The organism is Wohlfahrtiimonas sp. G9077, assembly GCF_002252155.1.
Classification (GTDB): domain Bacteria; phylum Pseudomonadota; class Gammaproteobacteria; order Cardiobacteriales; family Wohlfahrtiimonadaceae; genus Wohlfahrtiimonas.
The window spans coordinates 102,634-125,126 of sequence record NZ_NEFD01000007.1; the positions used below are offsets into that span (position 1 = coordinate 102,634).

The window sequence follows — 22,493 nt, forward strand, 5'->3', positions numbered from 1 at the left end:
GTTTCCTCAGTTTATCTTCGTTTGCTTCGGCGGCTGATCTCTTTCGCCAATTCTGCATATGCCACAGCCCCTTTAGATGCTGCATCATATTTGACAATGGATTCACCAAATCCGGGCGCTTCGGCTAAACGCACGTTACGCGGAATGATGGTTTCCAATAATTGATCCCCAAAGTGGGCTTGTAAATTTTCGGACACTTGTAATGATAAGGCGTTACGGCCATCGTACATGGTGCGCAAAATTCCCAAAATGGATAAGTCAGGATTTGTGGTGCTTTTGACCTCTTCAACCGTGCCCATCAATGCCGATAAACCTTCTAACGCATAATACTCACATTGCACAGGCACAACCGCATAATCGGCCGCCGTCAACGCATTAAGGGTCAGCATGTTTAAAGATGGCGGACAATCAATGATGATGTAGTTAAAGTTACTTTGAATGCTAGAGAGCGCTTCTTTAAGCACAAATGCGCCCTGCTCTCTTTGTGTCAATAACACTTCAGCACCGGTTAAGTCGCCATTGGCACCAATTAAACGAATGGCATTTTCATCGAGCTCAATGATTGCTTCATTAATGGGCACATCGTCTAATAAAAGATCCACAACACCCAATTCCAATGAATGCTTATCCACGCCCATGCCAGTTGTGGCATTGCCTTGAGGATCTAAGTCTAACAATAAGACATTCGGGCGCGCCTTCATGCTTGCTAAAGAGGCCGCTAAGTTAACGGCAGTCGTGGTTTTGCCCACGCCGCCTTTTTGATTTGTTACTGCTATGATTGCCACTGAAATATCCTACTCATCAAATTATTAATTATTACGCGGGAAGTATATCAAATTACGATCGCGACAAAAAAACCAAATGTCTGGCATCATTCAAGCGCGGCACTTTCAATTCAACCACATTGGTTTGATATTCACCGCTGGCAAACTGCCATTCACTCGGCGTAATGTGCCCTTTCATGGCAGCAAATACCCCCTGCCCTGCCAACAAATGCTCGGACCAATGCACCATATCTTCAGCGCTCGCAAAGGCGCGCGATAAAATCACATCAAACAATTCAGTCGGATGGTAATCCTGCACACGCGAATGGATGATCTCCACATTTTGAATGCCAAGTTCCATTTTCATCTGTGTCATAAAGCGCGTGCGTTTGCTGTTGGTGTCTAATAACGTGAAATGAGATTCAGGCATCGCAATGGCCAATAAAAAGCCAGGCAATCCTGCGCCGGTACCCACATCAATCAAGCGATCATGTTTGATATTTTCTAAATGTGGCACCAAAACCAGCGAGTCAAACAGATGCTTGACCACCATTTCATCGGGCTCTGTGATGGAGGTTAAGTTATAAGCTTTATTCCATAAACGAATGCCATTTAAATAATGGGTCCAAGCTTTGACTTTGGCCTCATCAAAAGTAAATCCTTCTGCGCTGAGCGCCTGCTGAATGTATTCAGTTGTGATCATAGTGTGACTTTATATTAATGAATGGGATAAAAATTAAGGGTCATGCCTTCGCTGACGGCCGTATTTGGCGTGATTTCAATTAAACAATTGGCGACGGCTAAACCTGATAGCATTGCAGAGCCCTGCCCTTTAGCGATCGTCAAATCAAAGCCGCCATTGGGATTTTCTGTGTACATGCCACGCAAAAATTCACGGCGCGGTTCTAATTTTTCACGCGTAAAATGGGCGGTGCCTTTCATAAAGGTGGCCGCTGTTGCACCAATGCTTTGCTGTAAAAATGGATAGACAAAGAGATAAAACGTCACATAGGCTGAAACAGGATTACCCGGCAACATAAACACATGGGCATTGCCAATTTTTCCCCAGCCAAAAGGTTTTCCGGGCTTAATGGCGATCTTCCAACCATTGAGTTCACCAACTTCTGCAATCGCTTTGCCCACGTGATCCTCTTCGCCCACAGAAGCGCCGCCACTTAATAAAATGACATCATGCTTTGCGGCCAACTCAAGCAATGTGGCTTTGGTCTCTTCGTAATTGTCTTTAATGATGCCGCCATCGAACACATGATGTTGCTTTTTCAACCACGCTTGTAGCATAAAACGGTTGGCATCATAAATTTTACCAGGACTTAATGCGGTTTCTTGCGGAATCAATTCACTGCCTGTGGATAACACAGCAATGGATAAGCCATCAAACACAGGAATCGTGGCATAACCTTGGGATGCACATAACGCAATCGTTGCCGCCGTCATCTCGCGATGTTTGGCCAACAATAGATCGCCCTTTTTCACCTCTTCACCTTGATAGCGAATGTTCATATTCGCGCGGTGCGGCTCGGTTAAATGGATTTCATCGGCCACGCGCTCAACATGCTCTTGCATGATCACGGTGGTGGCACCTTTGGGCGTCGGCGCACCTGTGAAAATACGCACCGCTTCCCCTGCTTGCAATGTCATTGGTGCTAAATCACCGGCGGCAATGCGTCCGATGACCTTAAAGATTAAGCAATCCCCATTGGGATCACACACAGCATAACCATCCATCGCGCTGTTATCAAAGAGCGGCGCATCATAATGAGCCACTAAATCTTCGCTCACATAATGACCTAAGCTGTCCACCAACGATGCTTGACGTGTTTTAGATGGCAACTGAACCGCTTTTGCCAATTCTTCGAGTGCGACATGAAAATCTAACATGTTTTATCCTTTAAAATTGTTGCGATGCGTTCAAGCGCCGGCGAATCATTGCCATTGATAAAGGCTGTCGGATCGGCAAATGGCACAGCATCACTGTTCATTTGTGTTAAAAAATCGCGAATTCTGCGCTGCTGATTCCTCAATAATTGCGTCAGCTGTGGCAAACATCGCCCTTTGACCATCAATAAGCCATAATGATCACGCTCGCCATCAAATGGCCACACTGCATCTAATTGATGGGCGCGTAAATAATTTTGCTGCACAATGACTAAATCACGCGGCAAAAGCGGCACATCACACGTCACCACCTGAATAAGATCATCATCGGCCACATGCGGGATTAAACTTTGCAATCCGGCAAGCGGACCATCACGATAAAATTCGGGTTGATCATGGATGATGTTTATGCAAATCTGTCGATATGCAGCTTGATCATGATTGGCCGATACATAAACTTCATCCACTTGCGGCGCAAGACGATCATAAACATGCGCGGCCAAAGGCTTGCCGGCTATTTCGACCAATCCTTTATTGACGCCGCCTAAACGGCTGCCCGCGCCACCGGATAAAATGAGCCCAATGACGTTACTCATGCCAACGCTGCTTACGCTGTTGATCACTCGCCTTCGCTTCTACCCAGTGATCAGTATTGTCATCAAATACCTCTTTTTTCCAAAAAGGCGCATCTGCTTTTAAATAATCCATGATGAATTCTGTGGCATGAAACGCCGCTTCACGATGTGCAGCAATCGTGGCCACCAAAACAATCGGCTCACCCACAGGAATTTCTCCCACACGATGCACCACGCGGCAACCTGTGATCGGCCAGCGAGTTTTGGCAATTTCAATGATGCGTAAAATCTCGCGCTCCGTCAGCCCTGCATAATGCTCTAAAAAGAGCGCACGCAAATCTTTGGCATGATCATGCCCACGCACATAGCCCACAAAGCTACTTGATGCACCAATGTTATGGGCATCTTTCATCAATCGCGCCAATTCATCATCATGGACAAATTTTTCCGTTTGAATCACCACCGAAAACATTTAGCCTCCTGTCACGGGCGGTAAAATGGCCACGCGATCCCCAGATTGAATGTTAGTGGCTTGATAAATGATTTCATCATTGACCACCACACGAAACACGCGCTCAGGCGCCAAAGCGGCTTGCCATTCGTCACTTCTGGCACGCAGCGCATTTAATAATGCATCCGTATCGCCATCTACCCATTCGATGGACTCTTCTGTCACACCTAAACGATCTTTTAACACACCAAAATATTGAATTGTGATCATCACCATCTCCTACGCGGTTTTATGCTTTAAGCGAAACACCCGCGTTAAAATGCCCCCTGAACGACCAAAGAGCAGTGAAAAAAAGTAGAGGATGCCCGCAACACCAATGATGGCCGGTCCACTTGGCACATCTAAATAAAATGAGGACAACAAACCAAAATATGCAATCAAAAAGCCTAAAATGACAATCACGATGAACAGCCCTTCGATCGAGCGCACCCACAATTGTCCAATGATCACCGGCAACATCAATAATCCCACCGCCATCAATGAGCCGAGCGCCTGAAAACCAGCAATCAAGTTAATCACCACAATGAATAAGAAAATGGCGTAATAGCTGATGCCACGAATCTTCATGGATTGTAAGAAAATGGGATCGATGATAAACAACACAAGCGGACGATAAATGATCGCCACTGCAAGGAGCGTAATGCACATGATCGCCCATAAAAAAACCAGCATTGCATTGTCAATCGTTAAAACTGAGCCAAATAAAATGTGCAATAAATCCACTTGGGAGCCGATTTTAGAGATGATCACAACGCCGATCGCCAATGAAATCAAATAAAATGCCGCAAAGCTTGCATCCTCATTGAGTTTTGTAAAACGTGAGACCACAAAGGCCAATAGTGCAATGAGTGCGCCGGCAATCACGCCACCGATGCCCATTGCCACAAGGTTAAAGCCATAAAACATAAAGCCCAAAGCAATCCCCGGCAAAATGCCGTGACTCAATGCATCGCCCACTAAACTCATCCGGCGCATCACTAAAAAGCTCCCCACAATGCCAGAGGAGATCGCCACCATTAAAGATGCCAATAATGCACGCTGCATGAAAGGAAAGGTGATGAAGGGCGTGATGAAAAAATCCCACATGTTTTATGATTCTCCCGGTTGAGGCGTTGAGCAAACATCTGCATGATCATCCCAATAGAGGGAGGCTGAATAGGCTTTTTCAAAGTTTTGTTCGTTTAAGACGGTTTGCGTTGTGCCAAATGCCACTTTTTCACATGCAATCATCAATGTGTAATCAAAATGCGCTTTGGCCACATGAAAATCATGAATCACCGCAATCACAGTTTTACCCTGTTTGCGCCAATTATTAATCACGCTGCATAAATCCAAATTTGTTTTTGCATCCACCGCATTAAAAGGCTCATCTAATAAAATCACATCGGCATCTTGCACGATGATGCGAGCAAAGAGCGCGCGCTGAAATTGACCGTTAGATAAATTATTAATGGTGCGATTTTCAAAGCCCGTTAATCCCACAATGGCCAAAGCCTCTGCCACTTTTTCCATCGCAGCTTTGGTGATTTTAGCAAATAATGAGCCATGCGCCAAAAAGCCCGTGGCCACTAAATCTTCCACCGTAATCGGCAATGAACGATCAATGTCTGATTGCTGCGGCAAATAGCTCACCGTTTCATCGTGATGGAAGGTGACTTTGCCTTCATCGGGCGAGAGCATGCCCATCATCACTTTTAAAAGTGTACTTTTGCCGGCACCATTTGGCCCAATGATTGCATTGGTATGGCCACACGGAAAATCCACACTCACATGGTGCACCACAGGATGACGATGATAACTCACCGTCACATTGTCAACAGTAATACAAGGGTCCAACATTTCCATCATCACTTTTTTATATCGATCGAGTAGTATAATATAAACCACAAACATTCGATAATGACATTTATATCCATATGTTTGCTTTATACCAAATCCATTTAAATCACGTATAATATTGCGATGAAATTTCAGGTTGCGAGTACATAATGAATAAAACAGCATTAATTATAGATGATAGTGCAACAGCTAGAATCGGCATTAAAAACATGCTCCAGAATTTGGGCTACACCGCGCATACGGCCAACAATGGCTTAGATGCCCTTGAGCGTGTGCTCAGCGTTCAACCCGATGTAATTTTATTAGATCTTTCCATGCCTGTTTTAGAAGGCACCGATGTGCTCTCACTACTCAAACAGCACGCAACCACACAACAGATCCCTGTCATCATTTTATCTGGCAAAGAAGGCATTTGTGATCGCATTCGCGCCCAAACATTAGGCGCAGCAGGCTTTTTAGGCAAGCCTTGTAAGGCAGAGTTATTAACCGATCTATTGACTTCTCTCAATTTAACCGCATAAAGGCTGACGCATGAACATTAGAGGCATTGTTTACACCATCGATAACATTCTGTGCATCACAAAGATTGATGACATCTCAGAAGTGGTTCAAGGCATCAAACCCACGCCTGTGCCTTTGACAAAAGATTGGTTGGTGGGCACGATTCAGCTTCGTGGGAACATCGTCCCTGTGACAGACATTTTAAAATTTTCCAATCAATCCATCATCAACCGCTCTTCTGAACAGCATAAAAATAACATTTTAATCATTCAGAAAAATGAGTGGCAGTTTGGCATTAAAGTCAATCGTTTGATGGGGATTCGTGTCATCCGCGCAACGCAACAAGCTGCGCATCAATTGCCGCCTGAATTTTCAGGGGTCCCCGAGATTGTTCAAGGGATGTATGAGATCGATGAAGGTTACTTGTACAACATTAACCTCACCAAATTGATCGATCATCCACAATTTATGCATCCAGAACTCCTATAGATCACGTTTAATTTAATGAGGCAAGCAACCATGTCCAAATCCAACAGCTTTTTTTCCACTCACATTCCCCATATTCTGTGCGCCATTGCGCTTGTTGTATTCACAGGTCTTAGCATCGCACTCATGATGACAAAACATGATGAAACCTATGAAAATCGCAACAGCATTTTGCAATCACAATTGACGAGCAGCCACTTAAATGAGAAAAACACCGTCAAATTGCTCAATGCCATCAAATCTGACAACGATGAACAAGCCATCGAAGCTTTAGCCGCCCTTCAACAAAGCTTACAAGCACAAAATCAAAGCTTAGCGAACGTGAATCAAAGCCTCAAACAAGAATCTGACACAGTCGAATTTCATGGCATTGAATTGCCAAGCTACACCATCTATATTTTATGGGGTTTAGCAGCATTGAGCTTGTTGATTTTATTGGCATTAATGTCCCGCAATAACAACACGGTTTCTGTTGAAGACACGCAATCTTTGCATGCTCAGCAACACACGCAGCAAGCCTTACTTGAGTTTTTAGAAGTGATTCAAGCCCTCTCTGAAGGTGATTTAACGGTGCAAGCTCAAGTGTCTGATGACATCACAGGTACACTTGCTGACTCCTTTAACTATTCAGTCGAAGAACTTCGCAACCTTGTATCTATGGTGAATCAATCCACGAAAAAACTCTCTGAAGCGGTTGGTGATTCATCCACCGTTGCCGAAGACTTACTCAACGCCTCCACAGAACAGGCGCGCCGTATTGCAGAAGCATCAAACACGGTGATTCACGTCACAGAAGCGATGATCGATGTATCGGATCAAACCTCCTCTGCCGTTGACATTGCCATGAGCTCCACCGAAGTGGCGCGCTCTGGTTCTGAGCGTGTGCGCTCAACCATTTCAGGTATGGATCAAATCCGCGATCACATCCAAGAAACCTCTAAACGCATCAAGCGCTTAGGTGAATCTTCTCAAGAGATTGGGGACATTGTTGAACTCATCAATGACATCGCCGACCAAACGCACATTCTCGCATTGAACGCCTCCATTCAGGCGGCGGCAGCGGGCGATGCTGGCCGAGGTTTTGCGGTGGTTGCCGATGAAATCCAGCGCTTAGCGGAACGTACGGGTAACGCAACACGCCGCGTTGAAAACATCGTTAAAGCGATCCAAACGGATACCAACGAAGCGATCTTTGCGATGGAAAAAAGCACTAGCGAAGTGGTCAATGGTGCCAATCTTGCTGAGCGCGCAGGTGAGTCCTTAAACGAAATTGAATCAGTGTCCACGCAATTGGCCTCCATGATTCAAAACGTCTCGAAATCTTCCCGCGAAGTGTCATCCCTTGGCAATAAAATGAAAGACAGTATCGATTCGATCAAGAAATTGACGGAACAAAACGTAACCAGTACACAAATCACCAATCGTTCTGTTGAGAAAATCAACGAATTGGCCAATGAGTTACGTGAATCCATCAGTGGCTTTAAAATCAAATAATCAATTGAGCATCCCAAGGGGCTTTATGCCCCTTCACATCGAACATAGGAACTAATCAATGGCAGCATTGCGTGATGAGTTAACAACAGCCGTTAAACGTTTACGAGCATTTTTAATTCGTAAGATTTGGAGCACCTCGTCCTCGGAAAAAAACCAACAAGCTGTGGATTCATTTGACCTAGAATCGCTCCTTGAACTCATTGAACAAGATCCTGAACATGCTGACATTTGGCAACGCTTTTATGCCTTTCATCAGCGCCGTGATCAACGTTATTTCCAGCACAATGAGCAAAAGCGGATTCATGCCCTCATCCAATGCCTCAAACAGATCGAACACGGGCATTTTCCAAGCACCGACGCGATGATTGAGCACTTTGATGCCCTCAACATTGCGCCGTTGGTGCCGCCCGTTCGTGCGCCGATTGTGGAAGCCGTTGCCATTGAGCCTGAGATCATCGAAGCGTCAGAGCCAATGGCGTTGGCCCTTCATGAGCTGCCCATCGATGTGTTGCAAAAACTGATTTTAGAGATCAACACCCAAGGCCAATTGCCAGAGCATGCGCTTGAATGCTTAGCGCCTTATCATGCCGCCTTGTGTGAGATTTACACCAATGCGCCCGACATTAACCAAACAGCCACAGAGCAACAACTCATTGCTGTGATTGAAATTGCAGACTTCTTTGAGCATTCCGCGGCCCTGAATCATTATGGCGTCGGGGATGATTTTGCCAAAGATCTTGCCGAGCGCCAATGCTTGATGACCCACAAACGCTATTTTGATGCCGTTGAGCGTTTAAAAAATGCGCCAAAAGAGAACACAAAATACCTCAAAGATGTGCATGATCTTGTCAGTGCTGCACAATCTCAACTTCTGTTTACGCCATCAAAAGCCACACTCACGCTTTGTGAACGCTTCACGGATGAGGAAAATGCACAAAACGCCGCGCGTGTTTTAGACGCCTTGCATGCTGAATTAAGTCGCGTACTTGAAGCCTACATTCAAAAAGCCACACCGATTGTAGAGACTCAACCCACGATTGAGGCGCCGGCGAACACAACATCTGAACACACCAAACATCCGTATTACATTACTGGCCATTTGACGCCAACTTTCAAAGAGTGCCCACAATACGATGATGAGTTGATTGCCGAACTTAAAGAGAGCTTCTTAGAAGAGTCACAAGATGAGATTTTCCCGCTCATTGAAATCTCTGTACAAAATTTGCGTGCCAATCCCTATAAAGAGACAGACATTTTAGACCTTCGCCGCTGCTTCCATACATTAAAAGGCAGCGGTTACACTGCCTCAATGCCAATGATTGGCGAAATCGGCTGGCAAGTTGAGCGTGTCATCAATGGCGTGCGTGATAATCATTATCCCTTCAGCGATGCCATTTTATATCATGCATTAGATGGCTATCATGCCATTCGCGCCTTGATTGCCGAGCCATCGAACGACATGACAGAGCTCGAGCGCATTGCCTATCAAGCCCAATATTTGATTGATCACAAAGGTCAGGTCGATCCTGCCGATGTCTCAATGCCCTCTGAGGCCATTGAACCCGCGCCCGTCGCTAGCAATGACACCACAGAACACTTTGAAAACTTTGATGCCATTCCTTTTGGTTACATTTCCCCTTATCATCTTGAAGGCAGCGCTGAAGCTGAACCTTCTGAAGCCACGCAGTTAGATGAAGATTTGGTGGTGGTGCTTAAAGAAAACATGCTCGAAGAGACGCAGCGCGAAATTTTGCCTGCCCTGAACGATGTTTCGAGCGCATTTTTAAAAGATGCGGCCACACAAAGCGACTTTGAACGCGCGCGCCGCGCCTTTCATACCATTAAAGGCAATGCCCGCATGATCGGGCTCAATGTGCTCGGTGAAATCACAGGCACAGCTGAAAAATTACTCGATAAAATCTTATCGGGCGCCCATAAATTAACACCGGCCACCACTGCGCATTTAGCCGACATTTACTTGATGGTGAAGGCACAAATTTCCAATCAAACCGTGCCTGATGAAGAGATTGCGCGCTTACTCAATCAAGGCAACATGCTCTTAGCCCACAAAGGGGATTTATCGGCGTTTTTAAATGTCGCGCCGCCTGTTGTCAACATCGTGCCAGAAGTCATCAACGAGACTGAAACCGATCCAAACCCTGCCTCCACAGAAGATCTGATCTCAGAAAAACGTCAAGCGATGTTTGAAAACATTCAAAGTGTGATCGAACAAAGTGAAATGCATGAGCGCGATTATAAGCTTCATGATGAAGAGCTAAATCTTACCAATGAAGAGCTCAGCCAAAAATTGATCTCAGGCTTCACCAAATGTGAAACGCGCACCTATTCAACGTTAAAACGCTACAGCCAAGATGTGGGCTTATGTTTGTTGCACCCCAATTTCTCTAAAGATTTCCCACTGCATCAGGCGCTCATTTCTGCTTACCATAAGCATTTGCTTTTGTTCCGTGCTCATGGTTTGACGCCGCTCGATGAACGCTTGATCTTCTGGGGTAAAGTGCTGACTGCTGTTTTGACCATCATCAAAACCAACACCATTGATGAAAAAATCGCACAAAACTACATCGAAGAGTTAAAAAAACCAATTTTAACCATCGAGCAAGCCGAAGCATCGCCTGCGCCACAACACATTGAGGAGGCGCAAGAAGAGATTGACCCTGAAATTATGCAAGCCTTTACTGAAGAGGCACATGAAGTGCTTGAACAAGCCGATGAGCTCATTCAGGCATGGCAAGGGGAAAACTTTAACCCACAATCGGATCTCATCTCTGAACTGCGCCGCCAAATGCACACGTTAAAAGGTGGCGCGCGAATGGTGGGCAAAGAAGGCTTAGGCCAGCTCAGTCACGCCCTTGAATCCTTGTTAGACGCCAATTACATCACGCTCTTTGACTCCGATCCAAAACGTTTTGAAGTGTTGCAACGTGCCCTTGATCACTTACAAGTGCTGCTTGAAAGCCCAGCTAAAACTTTAGATCGCGAAGGCTTTAACCTCCTCTCTGCCCTTCATCTATTGCTTGGCCATGAAAATCCGCCAGAGATGAACATCGAAGGTGAAGTGATCACAGAGAGCAATGCCACTGTGGTTTCTGAACAAACGGCCATTGCCGCTCAAGCAGAGCTCAGTACCTTAAAAATCACGCCAATGCAGCTATCACGCATCAGTGAAAAAGTGTCTGAAAATAATATTCTGACAACGCAATATAACAATGCAGTTTCCAGCATCATCAATACGCTCTCTGAGCTGACGCGCACCATGCAATACCTCAATATGACCGCGCGTAACATTGAGATTGAAACAGAAGCACAAATGATCTCCCGTCACGCGAAAGCTTCCCAAAATAAAGAGAGCTTTGACCCATTAGAACTGGATCAATTCTCTGAATTACAGCATTTGGCGCGTTCGATTTCTGAATCCATTGAAGATGTGAACGAATTCCATCGTCACATTGCTGAATCTGTGGAATCGATGAATGCATCTTTATCAAAATTCTCCGGCAATCAGACGTTGATTTCAGACACGTTAACCGACATCGGTACAGTCAGCTTTAATCACATTGTGCCCCGTTTACGCCGCATCGTGCGTCAGGTGAGTAAATCTAACAATAAACAGGTGGATTTAGTGGCCATCGGCGCCGATACACAAGTGGAACGTTTGGTCCTTGAACAGATGACAGCCGCCTTTGAACACATGATTCGTAATGCCATTGTGCATGGCATTGAATCACCTGAAGAGCGCATCAGCGCTGGCAAATCTCCAAATGGCACCATCACGTTACGCGTCATGAAAACAGGTTCTGATCTATCCATTGAAATCAGTGATGATGGCCGCGGTTTTAATGTGGAAAAAATCCGTGAAAAAGCCATTGCACAAGGATTGGTGACCGAAGCGCACACCTTAACAGATCATGATCTGGTGAATTTGATCATGTTACCAGGTTTTACCACTGCCACTAAACTCTCGCAAGATGCAGGGCGCGGCGTGGGGCTCGATGTGTTGGCCAAAGCCATGACGATTTTAAAAGGCAATGCACAATTGTCCTTTGTGCCCAATCAAGGCGTGACCTTTAAAATCTCCATTCCTGCCACCTTGATGATTGTACAATCTTTGATCGTAAGCGCCGATGGCCAAAAATATGCCATCCCGATTGATGACATCATTGGCGTAACGCAAGAGAAAGATGTGATCTTTGATCGTAAACGCACGCACTTTGTCTATCACAATGAAAAATATGATGTCTATGATCTCGATCGCATCTATTCAGGTGCCCATGCCGGTCATTTAAACTATATTTATCTGCTCTTTGAATTCAATGGTCAGCCGATTGCTTTAGGCGCAGAATCCATCATCTCGCAGCTTGAAGTGATCATGCATCCGCTCAATCCACAAATCGCGCACATTCCCGGTTTAACAGGCAGCGCAGTGACGCCAGATGGGGAAACAATTTTCACAGTGGACATTTCTGCCTTCACGAAAACGGATTTCAAACTTGCGCACAAACGAGATCATGTCCAAGAGAAGATTCAAGAGAGCAAAGAAGCTCAACCGCACAAACCGCTTGTAATGGTGGTTGATGACTCAATTACCATGCGCCGCGTCAGTCAGCGCATGCTTGAGCGCGCAGGTTACGAGGTGATTCTAGCCAAAGATGGTTTAGAGGCAATTGAAACTTTAGTCAATGTAACGCCGGATTTAATCATGCTGGATATTGAAATGCCGCGCATGGATGGATTTGAGGTCTTAACCCGCATCCGCGAGACAGAAAAGCTTATGAAAACCCCTGTGATGATGGTAACATCTCGCTCAGGTGAGAAGCACCGAATGCGTGCATTTGACATCGGAGCCAATGAGTATTGCGGTAAGCCGTATCAAGAGGAAGAGATCCTCAAAGTCATCGATCAACTATTGAATGCCAAAGCTTAAGGAGCAGACATGAGTGTTAAGCAAATGCAGCTTGAGTTCAAAGATTTTGAACAAGTTGCCAACGTTTATATGGATTTTGTAGTCGGCGGTGGTTTCTTCATCCCGATGCAAACCGTTAATTATCAATTGGGCGACGAAATCTTCATCGCGCTGATTTTACCGGATGATCCCGGTAAGCGTAATCCTGCGGCCACAAAAGTTGTTTGGATCAATACTGAAAATTCACGCAAAGGAAAACCTGGGATCGGTGTACAATTGACGGGTATGAATGCAGGACCTTTAAATGAGCGTTTGAAAAAATGCGTGGGTTCTGCCAAGAAAAAATCCCCGTTTACCTTAACGATGTAGTGATATGTTAATAGATTCCCATTGCCACTTAGATCGCATTGATCTGACCACATTTGACCATAACTTTGCCAATTTGATGCAAACGAACCGCGAAGCGGACATCAGCCACATGTTGTGTGTTGCCGTGCATCCCGATGATTGGCAAAACATGGCGGATTTAACCCAGCCGTATGACAATGTTTTTCTCTCCTTTGGGATTCATCCAGGGGACATTAAAGCCAAAGATTTAGATTTTGATGTGGCACAATTTGCCCCATTTATGCAAGATTCCCGCGTCATTGCGGTGGGAGAAACCGGGCTTGATTACCATTATGGCGACAATCCAAAAGAGCAACAAATCCTCTTTGCCCGCCAAATTGAAGTGGCCAATGTACACAATAAACCTCTGATCATTCATACGCGTGATGCCAGAGAAGACACCATCGCCATCATGAAGGAAAATCATGCCGATCGCTGCGGCGGCGTCATGCATTGCTTTACAGAAAACTGGGCAATGGCAAAAGCGGCGCTGGACTTGGGCTTTTACATCTCTTTTTCTGGCATTGTGACCTTTAATAACGCCGAAGAACTGCGCGATGTTGCCAAAAAAGTGCCCATCGATCGCTTATTGGTGGAAACCGATTCTCCGTATTTAACACCTGTGCCCTATCGTGGCAAAGTCAATTATCCTGCCCGCGTCCATCATGTGGCACAAAAACTCGCCGACCTTAAAGAAGTGAGTTTTGACACCATGGCCAATGCCACCACCGAAAATTTTAAAACCCTATTTAAAGTGCTTGGGGGTTAACCATGAGCCAAGCTTTGATCACTGTGATTGGCGATTTAATGCTCGATCGCTATTGGTTTGGCGCTGCAAAACGCATCTCGCCTGAAGCGCCGATTCCCGTCATCAACATTCAAGAGACAGAAGATCGATTAGGCGGCGCGGCAAACGTTGCTTTAAATCTATGCTCACTCGATCAATCTGTGGTGCTTGCTGGCGCCATTGGCAATGATGCCGATGGTGAGCGCTTTATGGCATTGTGCAATGCGCATCACATTCCCACAGAATGCTGGACAAATCATGCACTCCCAACCATCACAAAGCTTCGCATCATCAGCCGTCAGCAACATATGTTGCGCTGTGATTTTGAGGAAACAGGCATCACCCATCAAACCGATGAAGCATACCATGCGCGATTGCTCCAATGGATTGAGCAATCGGCCATTGTAATTTTATCGGATTATCAAAAGGGCTTTTTAAGTGATCCTGCCACTTATATTGACCATGCCAAAGCCCATAACGTTCCTGTGATCATTGATCCTAAAGGCTTAGACTTTACAAAATATCGTGGGGCAACGTTGTTAACGCCCAATCGCTCTGAATTTGAAGCCGTAGTAGGCACATGTCAATCTGAAGATGAATTCATTGCTAAAGCACAAAAACTCAGAACAGAACTTAATTTAACCGCCCTACTCATCACGCGCAGTGAAGAAGGCATGACGCTGATTCAAGGAAATGAAGCGCCATTTACCATTCCTGCTAAAGCACAAGATGTTTATGATGTCACAGGTGCAGGCGATACCGTCATTGCTACGCTCGCAGCGATGCTGGCAGAACAAAAACCACTCACTGAAGCGGCTGTGATTGCCAACATTGCCGCATCGATTGTGGTGGGCAAGCTTGGCGCTTCTCAAGTGACGCTCGATGAGCTCAATGCCGCCATCACATCCCGTGAGCGCGCGCATCATTTGGTTTTAACCCTTGATGAATTACAAGCTGAGTTAAAAGCCGCGCGTGCCAATAATGAAACCATCGTAATGACCAATGGCTGCTTTGACATTTTACACAAAGGGCACGTGACCTATTTAAATGAAGCAAGACAATTGGGCGATCGCCTTATTGTGGCGCTCAATTCTGATCGCTCCATCAAAGCGCTCAAAGGAGACAATCGCCCCATTATGGATCAAGAGAGCCGTGCCACTGTGCTGGCCTCTTTAAGTGCCGTCGATTGGGTGATCATTTTTGATGAAGAGACGCCAGAAAATCTTATCAATGCATTGCTGCCAGATGTTTTGGTCAAAGGCAGTGATTACACTGTGGATCAAATTGCAGGGGCACAAGCTGTCCTCAACAATGGTGGGCGCGTTGAATTGTTAAGCTTTGTGGAAGGTTATTCCACCACAAAAGCGATCGAAAAAATAAAACATAACTCAAAGTAATATCACTATTCCTTGGTTATATTTATGTTATAATCGTTGTTAAATCTTTCTAATAATAAGGGTGACTTCAATGGATGAGAATAAACGCAAAGCACTCCAAGCTGCGCTTGGTCAAATTGATAAGCAGTTTGGTAAAGGCTCAGTGATGCGCTTTGGCGATCAAACTGAGAATACAGACATTATCCCTGTCTCTACAGGCTCATTAGGTTTAGACATCGCCCTTGGCATTGGTGGTTTACCTCGTGGCCGCATCATTGAAATTTATGGCCCTGAATCTTCAGGTAAAACCACATTAACTTTGCACGCAATTGCAGAAGCACAAAAAGCAGGCGGCACAGCAGCATTCATCGATGCTGAACATGCATTAGATCCTGTCTATGCTGCAAAATTGGGCGTGGATGTGGAAAATCTCTACATTTCTCAGCCGGACAATGGTGAACAAGCCCTTGAAATTGCAGATACATTGGTGCGTTCTGGCGCCCTTGACATTGTGGTGATTGACTCTGTGGCTGCATTGACGCCAAAAGCGGAAATCGAAGGTGACATGGGTGATTCACACATGGGTTTACAAGCACGTTTGATGAGTCAGGCGCTGCGTAAACTCACTGCCAACATCAAAAAATCCAACACATTGGTGATTTTTATTAACCAAATTCGTATGAAGATTGGCGTGATGTTCGGTAACCCTGAAACCACAACCGGTGGTAATGCCCTTAAATTCTATGCTTCTGTGCGTTTAGACATTCGTCGCATTGGTTCGATCAAAAAAGGCGATGAAGTGATCGGTGCAGAAACACGTGTAAAAGTGGTGAAAAATAAAGTCTCGCCACCATTTAAACAAACAGAATTTGACATCATGTATGGCGAAGGCATCTCGCGCGTGGGTGAAATCATTGATTTGGCTGTAAAAGCAGACATCATTGAGAAATCTGGATCTTGGTACAGCTATGGTGATAAACGCATTGGCCAAGGTAAAGAGAATGTGAAGCAGTTCTTAAAAGACAATGCTGACATTGCACAAACAATCGAAAATCAAGTGCGTGAATACTTCCTTGCGCGCCCACTAGATGGCATAATGCTTGCGACCGATGAAGATGGTTTTGAAGCAGCCCTTGATGATTAATCCTTAATCATTCATATGCATACAAAAGCCACCGCCATCGGTGGCTTCCTTAATTTTGAGTACTGAAATTTATGTCTAATCCCGAAGAAACCCGCACACAAGTCCGCTTTGAAACTGTCAATGAACACCAAGATGGGCAACGTGTTGACAACTTTTTAATGGCACAATTTCGCACCTTACCGAAAAGTCGCATCTATCAAATGATCCGCAAAGGCGAAGTGCGTGTGAATAAAGGCCGCGTCAAACCCGAAAGCCGCTTATCGGCAGGTGATGTGGTGCGCATTCCCCCAGTCTCCATCAATCCGGAAGCCGCCAATGAGATTCCTGCCTTCTGGAAAGAGCGTTTACGCAACAGCATCATCCATGAAGATGATCGCTTACTCGTGATTAACAAACCTTCCGGCATTGCGGTCCATAAAGGCAGCGGTTTACCTTACGGTGTGATTGAAGTGTTACGCGCAGCGCGCCCTGAGCTTGAATTTTTAGAATTGGTGCACCGCTTAGACAAAGACACCAGCGGTTGCTTGGTGTTGGCAAAAACCGGCAAAATTCTACGTGAATTACAAAAAGCCACCATGAAAAAACGTTATTTGTGCTTAGTCAAAGGCTTCTGGGACAAAGGCCGCTTTGATCAGCATGCCAAATTAGACATCGAAAACCGTGAACATGGCGAACGCCATGTGGTGGTTTCTCCTAAAGGGAAAGATGCCCATACGCGCTTTAACATCATTGAACATTATCCAAAATCATCATTATTAGAGGCAGAGCTCTTTACAGGGCGCACGCATCAAATCCGTGTGCATGCCGCAAGCTTGGGCTTTCCACTCCTTGGCGATGATCGTTATGGCGATGTCGATGCCAACAAACGCATGAAGCAATATGGCTTAAATCGCATTTTTTTACATGCGCACAGCTTAATGATTGACATGCCACCGTATGATTATGCTTTTAGTGCACCTTTACCGGATGAATTGAATCAATTCTTAAACAATATGCGCTAATCACTAAAACAACAAAGCCCTGAATCATCAGGGCTTTATCTTATTCGGATTTTAAAATTTGCACTTGCCCTGCGGCCACCAATGGAATGGGCTCAGGATTGGGCAAGAACGAACACGCTGCATCTGCGCATTTACCGCAACATGTGGCAACGCCTAAGGACATTTGGAGATCAGATAATTGTGTTGCACCGTTTGCAACTGCATCTTTAATCTCTGTATCAGTGATACCATTACAAATACAAATATACATACACAACCTCAATCAACTGGATTGATGAAATGATAGTGATAATCATTGCTATTTGCAAGTATTTTATTTATGAGACGCTTTTATCTTTTAAATCATCCACCGAATTCAAGGCGATGAATCCCATCGGCTACTTGATGATGAATGAGCTGACGATCATACACAGCTTTGACGGTGTGGCCATTCATCACGCCTTTATCAATCAAGGGTTCAGATAAATGCCCTTCTTGAATCAAAGTTTCTTGAAGCTCACGCACTAAATAACCTTCTGAGCCCATCAATAAACGATCAGCTTGCCAACCTTGTGCAATGGCAGATAAATGACGCACATGCATCAACAAATATTGATACGGTAAATGGATCTCTAATTCTGATGGCACAGCAGATTGTCCGGCTAAAATACGAAATTGCTGATATTGCCCTGTGGGCATCGGTGCTTGATGAAAGCCTGAAATCACTTGGCAGCCTGCGGATAGAAAATCAGTTGCCTCTGAACCTGCGGCATGAATGTGATCATTGGGCACGCAGCTGTCAAGCATCACCGCTTCCCCAAAATCACGCCAAGCCGGCACAGGAATCATGCGTGTTAAACGAAAGGCGCCCTCTTCATTTGGGCGGCCATCTGGTTCATGGGCGCCCACAAAATAGTGATACAAACCTTGAGAGAGTTGATTGCTGATCTTTTTCAAAGGATATTGGCGCTGCTTTTGCACATTTTTAATGTGTGGCACCGTCGAACCATTAAAGACAGCAATTTTATGCTGCTTTCGATCCCAAATGCCAATTAAACAACGCATGTGCTCATAATCCAAGGCTTGCTCATGCACAGTGATGGCATTGAGCCATTGCCCCAATGGCGCATCGGTTGCAGCCGCACGCAAACCAAACAATACGCGATCGCCTTGTAAGCGATAATGACATTGCTCTGCTAAACGCACAAAATGAGCCGATGACAGCACAAATGGCGCCGCTAAATGACCAAAAGGTAAATGTTGGGTATCAATCTCACCCATAAATGGTGCTGTCATCTTCGCTCCTTCTTATGCTTTTTTCATAAATTCAGACTTCAGTTGTAAACTTGTGCCATTGACTTTGCAATCTAAATTGTGATCACCTTCAACGATGCGAATGTTTTTGATCATCGTGCCTTGTTTGACCACCATCGATGAACCACGCACTTTGAGATCTTTAATCACAGTGACAGAATCCCCATCACGCAGTTCATTGCCATGAGCATCGCGCGCGGTTAACACATCTTCAGCTTCATCTGCATCGGACCATTCATGAGCACATTCTGGGCAAACATAATGCTCACCATCTTGGTAGGTATATTCCGAGTGACATTTCGGGCAATTGGGCATTGTCATGATATTTCTCCTAAAAAAGCCACCATAAAACATGGACAGCCATTCTAAGCGGTTTGCCCAACATTCACAACCGGGGAAAACTCCCCATCACATGGGTGGAATGTAGTATCATAATCCTTTGTTCATTTCATTGATCGTTGTTGAATTCACCATGCTGACTTACAAACACATTCCTGATTATTTAAAATTGATCCGCTTTGATAAACCCATTGGCACGCTGTTATTGCTGTGGCCAACAGTGTGGGCTTTGTGGATTGCCAGCGATGGCGCGCCTGATCTTGGCATTTTAATCATCTTTGTGCTTGGCGTATTCATCATGCGTTCAGCTGGCTGCATCATGAATGATATTGCCGATAAAGATTTTGACCCGCATGTGGAACGTACCAAAGATCGACCATTGGCTGCGCGCCGCGTCACCGTCAAAGAGGCCTATCAATTGTTGCTGCTCTTTGTCATTGTGGCATTTATTCTGGCGTTAATGCTCTCTTGGCAGACGATTTTGCTCGCCATTCCCGCGCTCATTTTGGCGCTCTCATATCCGTTTGCCAAACGTTATCACTCGCTGCCCCAAGCTCATTTAGGCATTGCATTTTCCTTTGGCATTCCAATGGCTTTTATGCAAATTACAGGCGCTGTGCCTTTAGAAGCTTGGCTCATTTTTGCCATGAACATTTTATGGACGCTCTCTTATGATACTGAATACGCCATGAGTGATCGCGAGGATGATAAATCCATCAACATTAAGTCAAGCGCCTTATTGTTTGAGCGACTGTTGGGCAAGCATGACTATTTCATCATCATTGGCATGCAATCGGTGATCATTGCGCTTTTGATCACGCTTGGTATTTACCTACACTTTTCATGGCCTTGGTGGTGCACAGTTGCTGTCGTGGCGGGTTTATTCATCCATCACATTAATATGATCAAAGATCATGATCGCCTGCGCTGCTTTCAAGCCTTTTTACACAATAACTGGGTGGGCGCTGCGATTTTCTTGGGTTTAGTGGCGCAATATGCCTTGAATGCGGGATAATGTATGGGCAATCGTTTATCTAAAATTGTGACAAAAACAGGCGATCAAGGCGATACGGGATTGATGGGCACAACGCGCGTCCCGAAAGATCATCCGCGCATTGAAGCCATTGGCACCGCTGATGAACTCAATGCCCAAGTTGGACTATTGATGGCGCATTTACCCCAATCACTGCCCAATATTCATCAAGAATTACTCATCATTCAGCACCATCTCTTTAATGTGGGTGGTGAATTGGTGATGCCAGAATACCCCATGATCACAGCGACAATGGTCGAATGGTTAGAAGCCTTAATCGTTCATTACAATGATGCGTTACCCTATTTAAAAGAGTTCATTTTACCGAGTGGATCATTGCCAACGTGTCATGCACATGTCTGCCGAACGGTAAGCCGCCGCTTAGAGCGCACCATGGTGACACTGCATCATGCAGAGCCATTAAATGCCGTCATCCTTCAATACATCAATCGTTTGTCCGATTACTTTTTTGTGCTCGCACGCACCCTTGCCCATCACACACAAAATCACGAAGTGCTATGGCAAAAAACTTTGGCTGAATGATCCATGACGCAATGCATCATCACACTCCCCATCAATACCGAGACATTAGATTGGGCATTAACACATTATCGCGAGCAACAAGTCACCGAATTTTCTACGCGGCGCAATCAATATCTATCATTAAGCCGTGCGATGCTGCGCCATTTATTAAGCACACAGTTTGGGATTGAATCACTGCCTGCGATGGCTTATGGTGAACATGGTAAGCCCTATTTTCCGGCATTACCAAACATTCACTTTAACATCACCCATACAGATGATGCGATGGCGATTGTGATGGCAGATACAGGATGTGTTGGCATTGACATTGAGCGCATTAAAACACGCCGTAATTTTGCAGGGCTTGCTGAGCGGGTCTTTTCATCACATGAACGTGCATATTTATCTGCTGCTACAAATTATCAGCAATGCTTTTTTCAATTGTGGTCAGCTAAAGAAGCATATTTAAAAGCGACGGGCACAGGATTGTCTGGCTTAGCTGGTTTATCATTAGATTTAACTCAAAATCGAGCCTATGGCGTGCTTAAAACAGGCACCTTATATTTGGCAGAAGATAGTGACAATATGAGCTTTGCACTCTATTTGCCAGATAAAACAGCGCCCATCGTCCATACTTTCGATGGGCTAATATTCACGCTTAAACACATCTCATGGCGCACATTGATGTGTTCACATCCATTAATCGCGAATTAAAAAATCATCCTTTGTTGCACCTTGCTCAATGAGATCGCGCATCCAAATAGGCATTTTACCGCGACCGCTCCATTGAATCGATGGATCGGTGGGGTGACGATATTTCATCGGCACTTTGTTGCTTCTAACGCCCATATCTTTTTCTGTATACACATCATCTAAACTCAAACCTGATTCTTGTAACAGATTCTCGATTTTCTGACGGATACTTTCAGCTTCTAGCTTCTTGCGCTCTTCAATCTCTTGGCTCACTTCCATCAAGATGCCTTCTAACTGAAGTAAAGAATACTTCTTATAATCAATTTTCATAAACTACCTGTTGATTTGGATCAAAACTACACATTATATAATACATAGAATATTATGTATTAATGCCATTTATTATACATAAATATACAACTCAATCTATAGTTTACAGTAGAATATTTCAGTAACCCATTCATAGAAAAGAATAAATTATTCATTTCCTAATTAAATGCAACAAAATGATTATATATAAAATTGGACAAAGTTAATATTTATTATTTTAATGAGTTAATCTGTCGCTAAAAGTCGCCAATCACATCAACTTTTGCTCAATTGCCTCATTTTAACAAATGGAAAAGAATTTCAATCATGCATTAAATTCCATGAAATGGAAAGTTTTATTCTCACAGAATGGGAGATTAAATAATCATATTTTATGATCTCATCGAGCGAATCAATTTTATTATCTTACGTATCCTATAAAATTTAATCATGAAAATTGCATGATTCATGATGATGGTTCTTTTTCTGGACAAATGAAAAAGCCCTCTTCGCTTGAAGAGGGCTATTCATGTTAGGCCCTGGAGATGACCTACTTTCACATGGGGAGGCCCCACACTATCATCGGCGCAGCTACGTTTCACTTCTGAGTTCGGAATGG

24 protein-coding genes are annotated in these 22,493 nt (G+C 44.8%); 12 read left to right on the forward strand and 12 right to left on the reverse strand.

The genetic code is table 11. The features are described from left to right. Window positions 1-11: 11 nt before the first annotated feature. From B9T20_RS09150 to B9T20_RS09185, 8 genes are read right to left on the reverse strand one after another with little or no spacing between them, the layout of a single operon-like run. Window positions 12-785 (reverse strand): ParA family protein, encoded by a 774-nt coding sequence (locus B9T20_RS09150; RefSeq protein WP_094490761.1) that lies wholly within the window; start codon window positions 783-785, stop codon window positions 12-14. A 52-nt stretch (window positions 786-837) separates the two neighbouring features. Next, window positions 838-1,467 (reverse strand): 16S rRNA (guanine(527)-N(7))-methyltransferase RsmG, encoded by a 630-nt coding sequence (gene rsmG, locus B9T20_RS09155; RefSeq protein WP_094490762.1) that lies wholly within the window; start codon window positions 1,465-1,467, stop codon window positions 838-840. Window positions 1,468-1,481: 14 nt separating this feature from the next. After that, entirely contained in the window at window positions 1,482-2,663 is a 1,182-nt protein-coding gene (glp, locus tag B9T20_RS09160) for a gephyrin-like molybdotransferase Glp (RefSeq protein WP_094490763.1), read from the reverse strand. Next, entirely contained in the window at window positions 2,657-3,256 is a 600-nt protein-coding gene (gene mobA, locus B9T20_RS09165) for a molybdenum cofactor guanylyltransferase (protein ID WP_094490764.1), read from the reverse strand. The genes glp and mobA overlap by 7 nt, the downstream gene beginning before the upstream one ends. Further along, the gene (locus B9T20_RS09170) at window positions 3,249-3,707 is read right to left on the reverse strand and encodes a molybdenum cofactor biosynthesis protein MoaE (protein ID WP_094490765.1); all 459 of its coding nucleotides are present in this window, start codon (window positions 3,705-3,707) and stop codon (window positions 3,249-3,251) included. Before B9T20_RS09170 ends, mobA begins: the two co-directional genes overlap by 8 nt. Continuing rightward, complete coding sequence (locus B9T20_RS09175; RefSeq protein ID WP_094490766.1) at window positions 3,708-3,956, reverse strand: MoaD/ThiS family protein; 249 nt, start codon at window positions 3,954-3,956, stop codon at window positions 3,708-3,710. 9 nt (window positions 3,957-3,965) lie between these two features. Continuing rightward, window positions 3,966-4,832 (reverse strand): metal ABC transporter permease, encoded by an 867-nt coding sequence (locus B9T20_RS09180; RefSeq protein ID WP_094490767.1) that lies wholly within the window; start codon window positions 4,830-4,832, stop codon window positions 3,966-3,968. Between the two features lie 3 nt (window positions 4,833-4,835). Beyond that, entirely contained in the window at window positions 4,836-5,585 is a 750-nt protein-coding gene (locus B9T20_RS09185; RefSeq protein WP_094490768.1) for a metal ABC transporter ATP-binding protein, read from the reverse strand. Window positions 5,586-5,734: 149 nt separating this feature from the next. Here B9T20_RS09185 and B9T20_RS09190 point away from each other — a divergent pair, with 149 nt between their 5' ends. The 9 genes from B9T20_RS09190 to B9T20_RS09230 all read left to right on the forward strand — a co-directional run bounded on the left by B9T20_RS09190 (window position 5,735) and on the right by B9T20_RS09230 (window position 17,685). Continuing rightward, a complete protein-coding gene (locus B9T20_RS09190) occupies window positions 5,735-6,106 on the forward strand; it encodes a PleD family two-component system response regulator (protein WP_094490769.1) in 372 nt (123 codons plus the stop codon). Window positions 6,107-6,116: 10 nt separating this feature from the next. Continuing rightward, window positions 6,117-6,575: a chemotaxis protein CheW gene (locus B9T20_RS09195; protein ID WP_094490770.1), complete on the forward strand. Its 459-nt coding sequence runs from the start codon at window positions 6,117-6,119 to the stop codon at window positions 6,573-6,575. 30 nt (window positions 6,576-6,605) lie between these two features. Continuing rightward, complete coding sequence (locus tag B9T20_RS09200) at window positions 6,606-8,066, forward strand: methyl-accepting chemotaxis protein (protein ID WP_094490771.1); 1,461 nt, start codon at window positions 6,606-6,608, stop codon at window positions 8,064-8,066. Between the two features lie 58 nt (window positions 8,067-8,124). After that, a complete protein-coding gene (locus B9T20_RS09205; RefSeq protein ID WP_094490772.1) occupies window positions 8,125-13,011 on the forward strand; it encodes an Hpt domain-containing protein in 4,887 nt (1,628 codons plus the stop codon). Window positions 13,012-13,020: 9 nt separating this feature from the next. Then, window positions 13,021-13,359: a PilZ domain-containing protein gene (locus B9T20_RS09210; protein WP_008316807.1), complete on the forward strand. Its 339-nt coding sequence runs from the start codon at window positions 13,021-13,023 to the stop codon at window positions 13,357-13,359. Window positions 13,360-13,363: 4 nt separating this feature from the next. Beyond that, window positions 13,364-14,146, forward strand: coding sequence for a TatD family hydrolase (locus tag B9T20_RS09215; RefSeq protein ID WP_094490773.1), 783 nt, complete (start codon window positions 13,364-13,366; stop codon window positions 14,144-14,146). 2 nt (window positions 14,147-14,148) lie between these two features. Further along, the gene (gene hldE, locus B9T20_RS09220; protein ID WP_094490774.1) at window positions 14,149-15,561 is read left to right on the forward strand and encodes a bifunctional D-glycero-beta-D-manno-heptose-7-phosphate kinase/D-glycero-beta-D-manno-heptose 1-phosphate adenylyltransferase HldE; all 1,413 of its coding nucleotides are present in this window, start codon (window positions 14,149-14,151) and stop codon (window positions 15,559-15,561) included. A 70-nt stretch (window positions 15,562-15,631) separates the two neighbouring features. After that, on the forward strand, window positions 15,632-16,684 hold the full coding sequence (recA, locus tag B9T20_RS09225) for a recombinase RecA (RefSeq protein ID WP_094490775.1): 1,053 nt from the start codon (window positions 15,632-15,634) through the stop codon (window positions 16,682-16,684). A 71-nt stretch (window positions 16,685-16,755) separates the two neighbouring features. Then, window positions 16,756-17,685 (forward strand): RluA family pseudouridine synthase, encoded by a 930-nt coding sequence (locus B9T20_RS09230; RefSeq protein WP_094490776.1) that lies wholly within the window; start codon window positions 16,756-16,758, stop codon window positions 17,683-17,685. Window positions 17,686-17,725: 40 nt separating this feature from the next. Here the strand turns inward: B9T20_RS09230 and B9T20_RS09235 are convergent, their stop codons facing one another. The 3 genes from B9T20_RS09235 to B9T20_RS09245 all read right to left on the reverse strand — a co-directional run bounded on the left by B9T20_RS09235 (window position 17,726) and on the right by B9T20_RS09245 (window position 19,299). Then, complete coding sequence (locus tag B9T20_RS09235) at window positions 17,726-17,935, reverse strand: bacterioferritin-associated ferredoxin (RefSeq protein WP_008316800.1); 210 nt, start codon at window positions 17,933-17,935, stop codon at window positions 17,726-17,728. Between the two features lie 92 nt (window positions 17,936-18,027). Beyond that, on the reverse strand, window positions 18,028-18,960 hold the full coding sequence (locus tag B9T20_RS09240) for a peptidoglycan-binding protein (protein ID WP_094490777.1): 933 nt from the start codon (window positions 18,958-18,960) through the stop codon (window positions 18,028-18,030). Window positions 18,961-18,972: 12 nt separating this feature from the next. Continuing rightward, window positions 18,973-19,299: a zinc ribbon domain-containing protein YjdM gene (locus B9T20_RS09245; RefSeq protein ID WP_094490778.1), complete on the reverse strand. Its 327-nt coding sequence runs from the start codon at window positions 19,297-19,299 to the stop codon at window positions 18,973-18,975. Window positions 19,300-19,417: 118 nt separating this feature from the next. Between B9T20_RS09245 and ubiA the strand changes: the two genes are divergently transcribed. The 3 genes from ubiA to B9T20_RS09260 are packed head-to-tail and all read left to right on the forward strand — an operon-like array spanning window position 19,418 to window position 21,586. Next, on the forward strand, window positions 19,418-20,332 hold the full coding sequence (ubiA, locus tag B9T20_RS09250) for a 4-hydroxybenzoate octaprenyltransferase (RefSeq protein ID WP_094490779.1): 915 nt from the start codon (window positions 19,418-19,420) through the stop codon (window positions 20,330-20,332). Between the two features lie 3 nt (window positions 20,333-20,335). Continuing rightward, window positions 20,336-20,893 (forward strand): cob(I)yrinic acid a,c-diamide adenosyltransferase, encoded by a 558-nt coding sequence (locus B9T20_RS09255; protein WP_094490780.1) that lies wholly within the window; start codon window positions 20,336-20,338, stop codon window positions 20,891-20,893. A 3-nt stretch (window positions 20,894-20,896) separates the two neighbouring features. Beyond that, a complete protein-coding gene (locus B9T20_RS09260) occupies window positions 20,897-21,586 on the forward strand; it encodes a 4'-phosphopantetheinyl transferase superfamily protein (protein WP_094490781.1) in 690 nt (229 codons plus the stop codon). Here B9T20_RS09260 and B9T20_RS09265 read toward each other — a convergent pair. Beyond that, on the reverse strand, window positions 21,572-21,895 hold the full coding sequence (locus B9T20_RS09265) for an H-NS family nucleoid-associated regulatory protein (RefSeq protein WP_094490782.1): 324 nt from the start codon (window positions 21,893-21,895) through the stop codon (window positions 21,572-21,574). The two genes, B9T20_RS09260 and B9T20_RS09265, sit on opposite strands and share 15 nt — an antisense overlap. Between the last annotated feature and the right edge of the window lie 598 nt (window positions 21,896-22,493).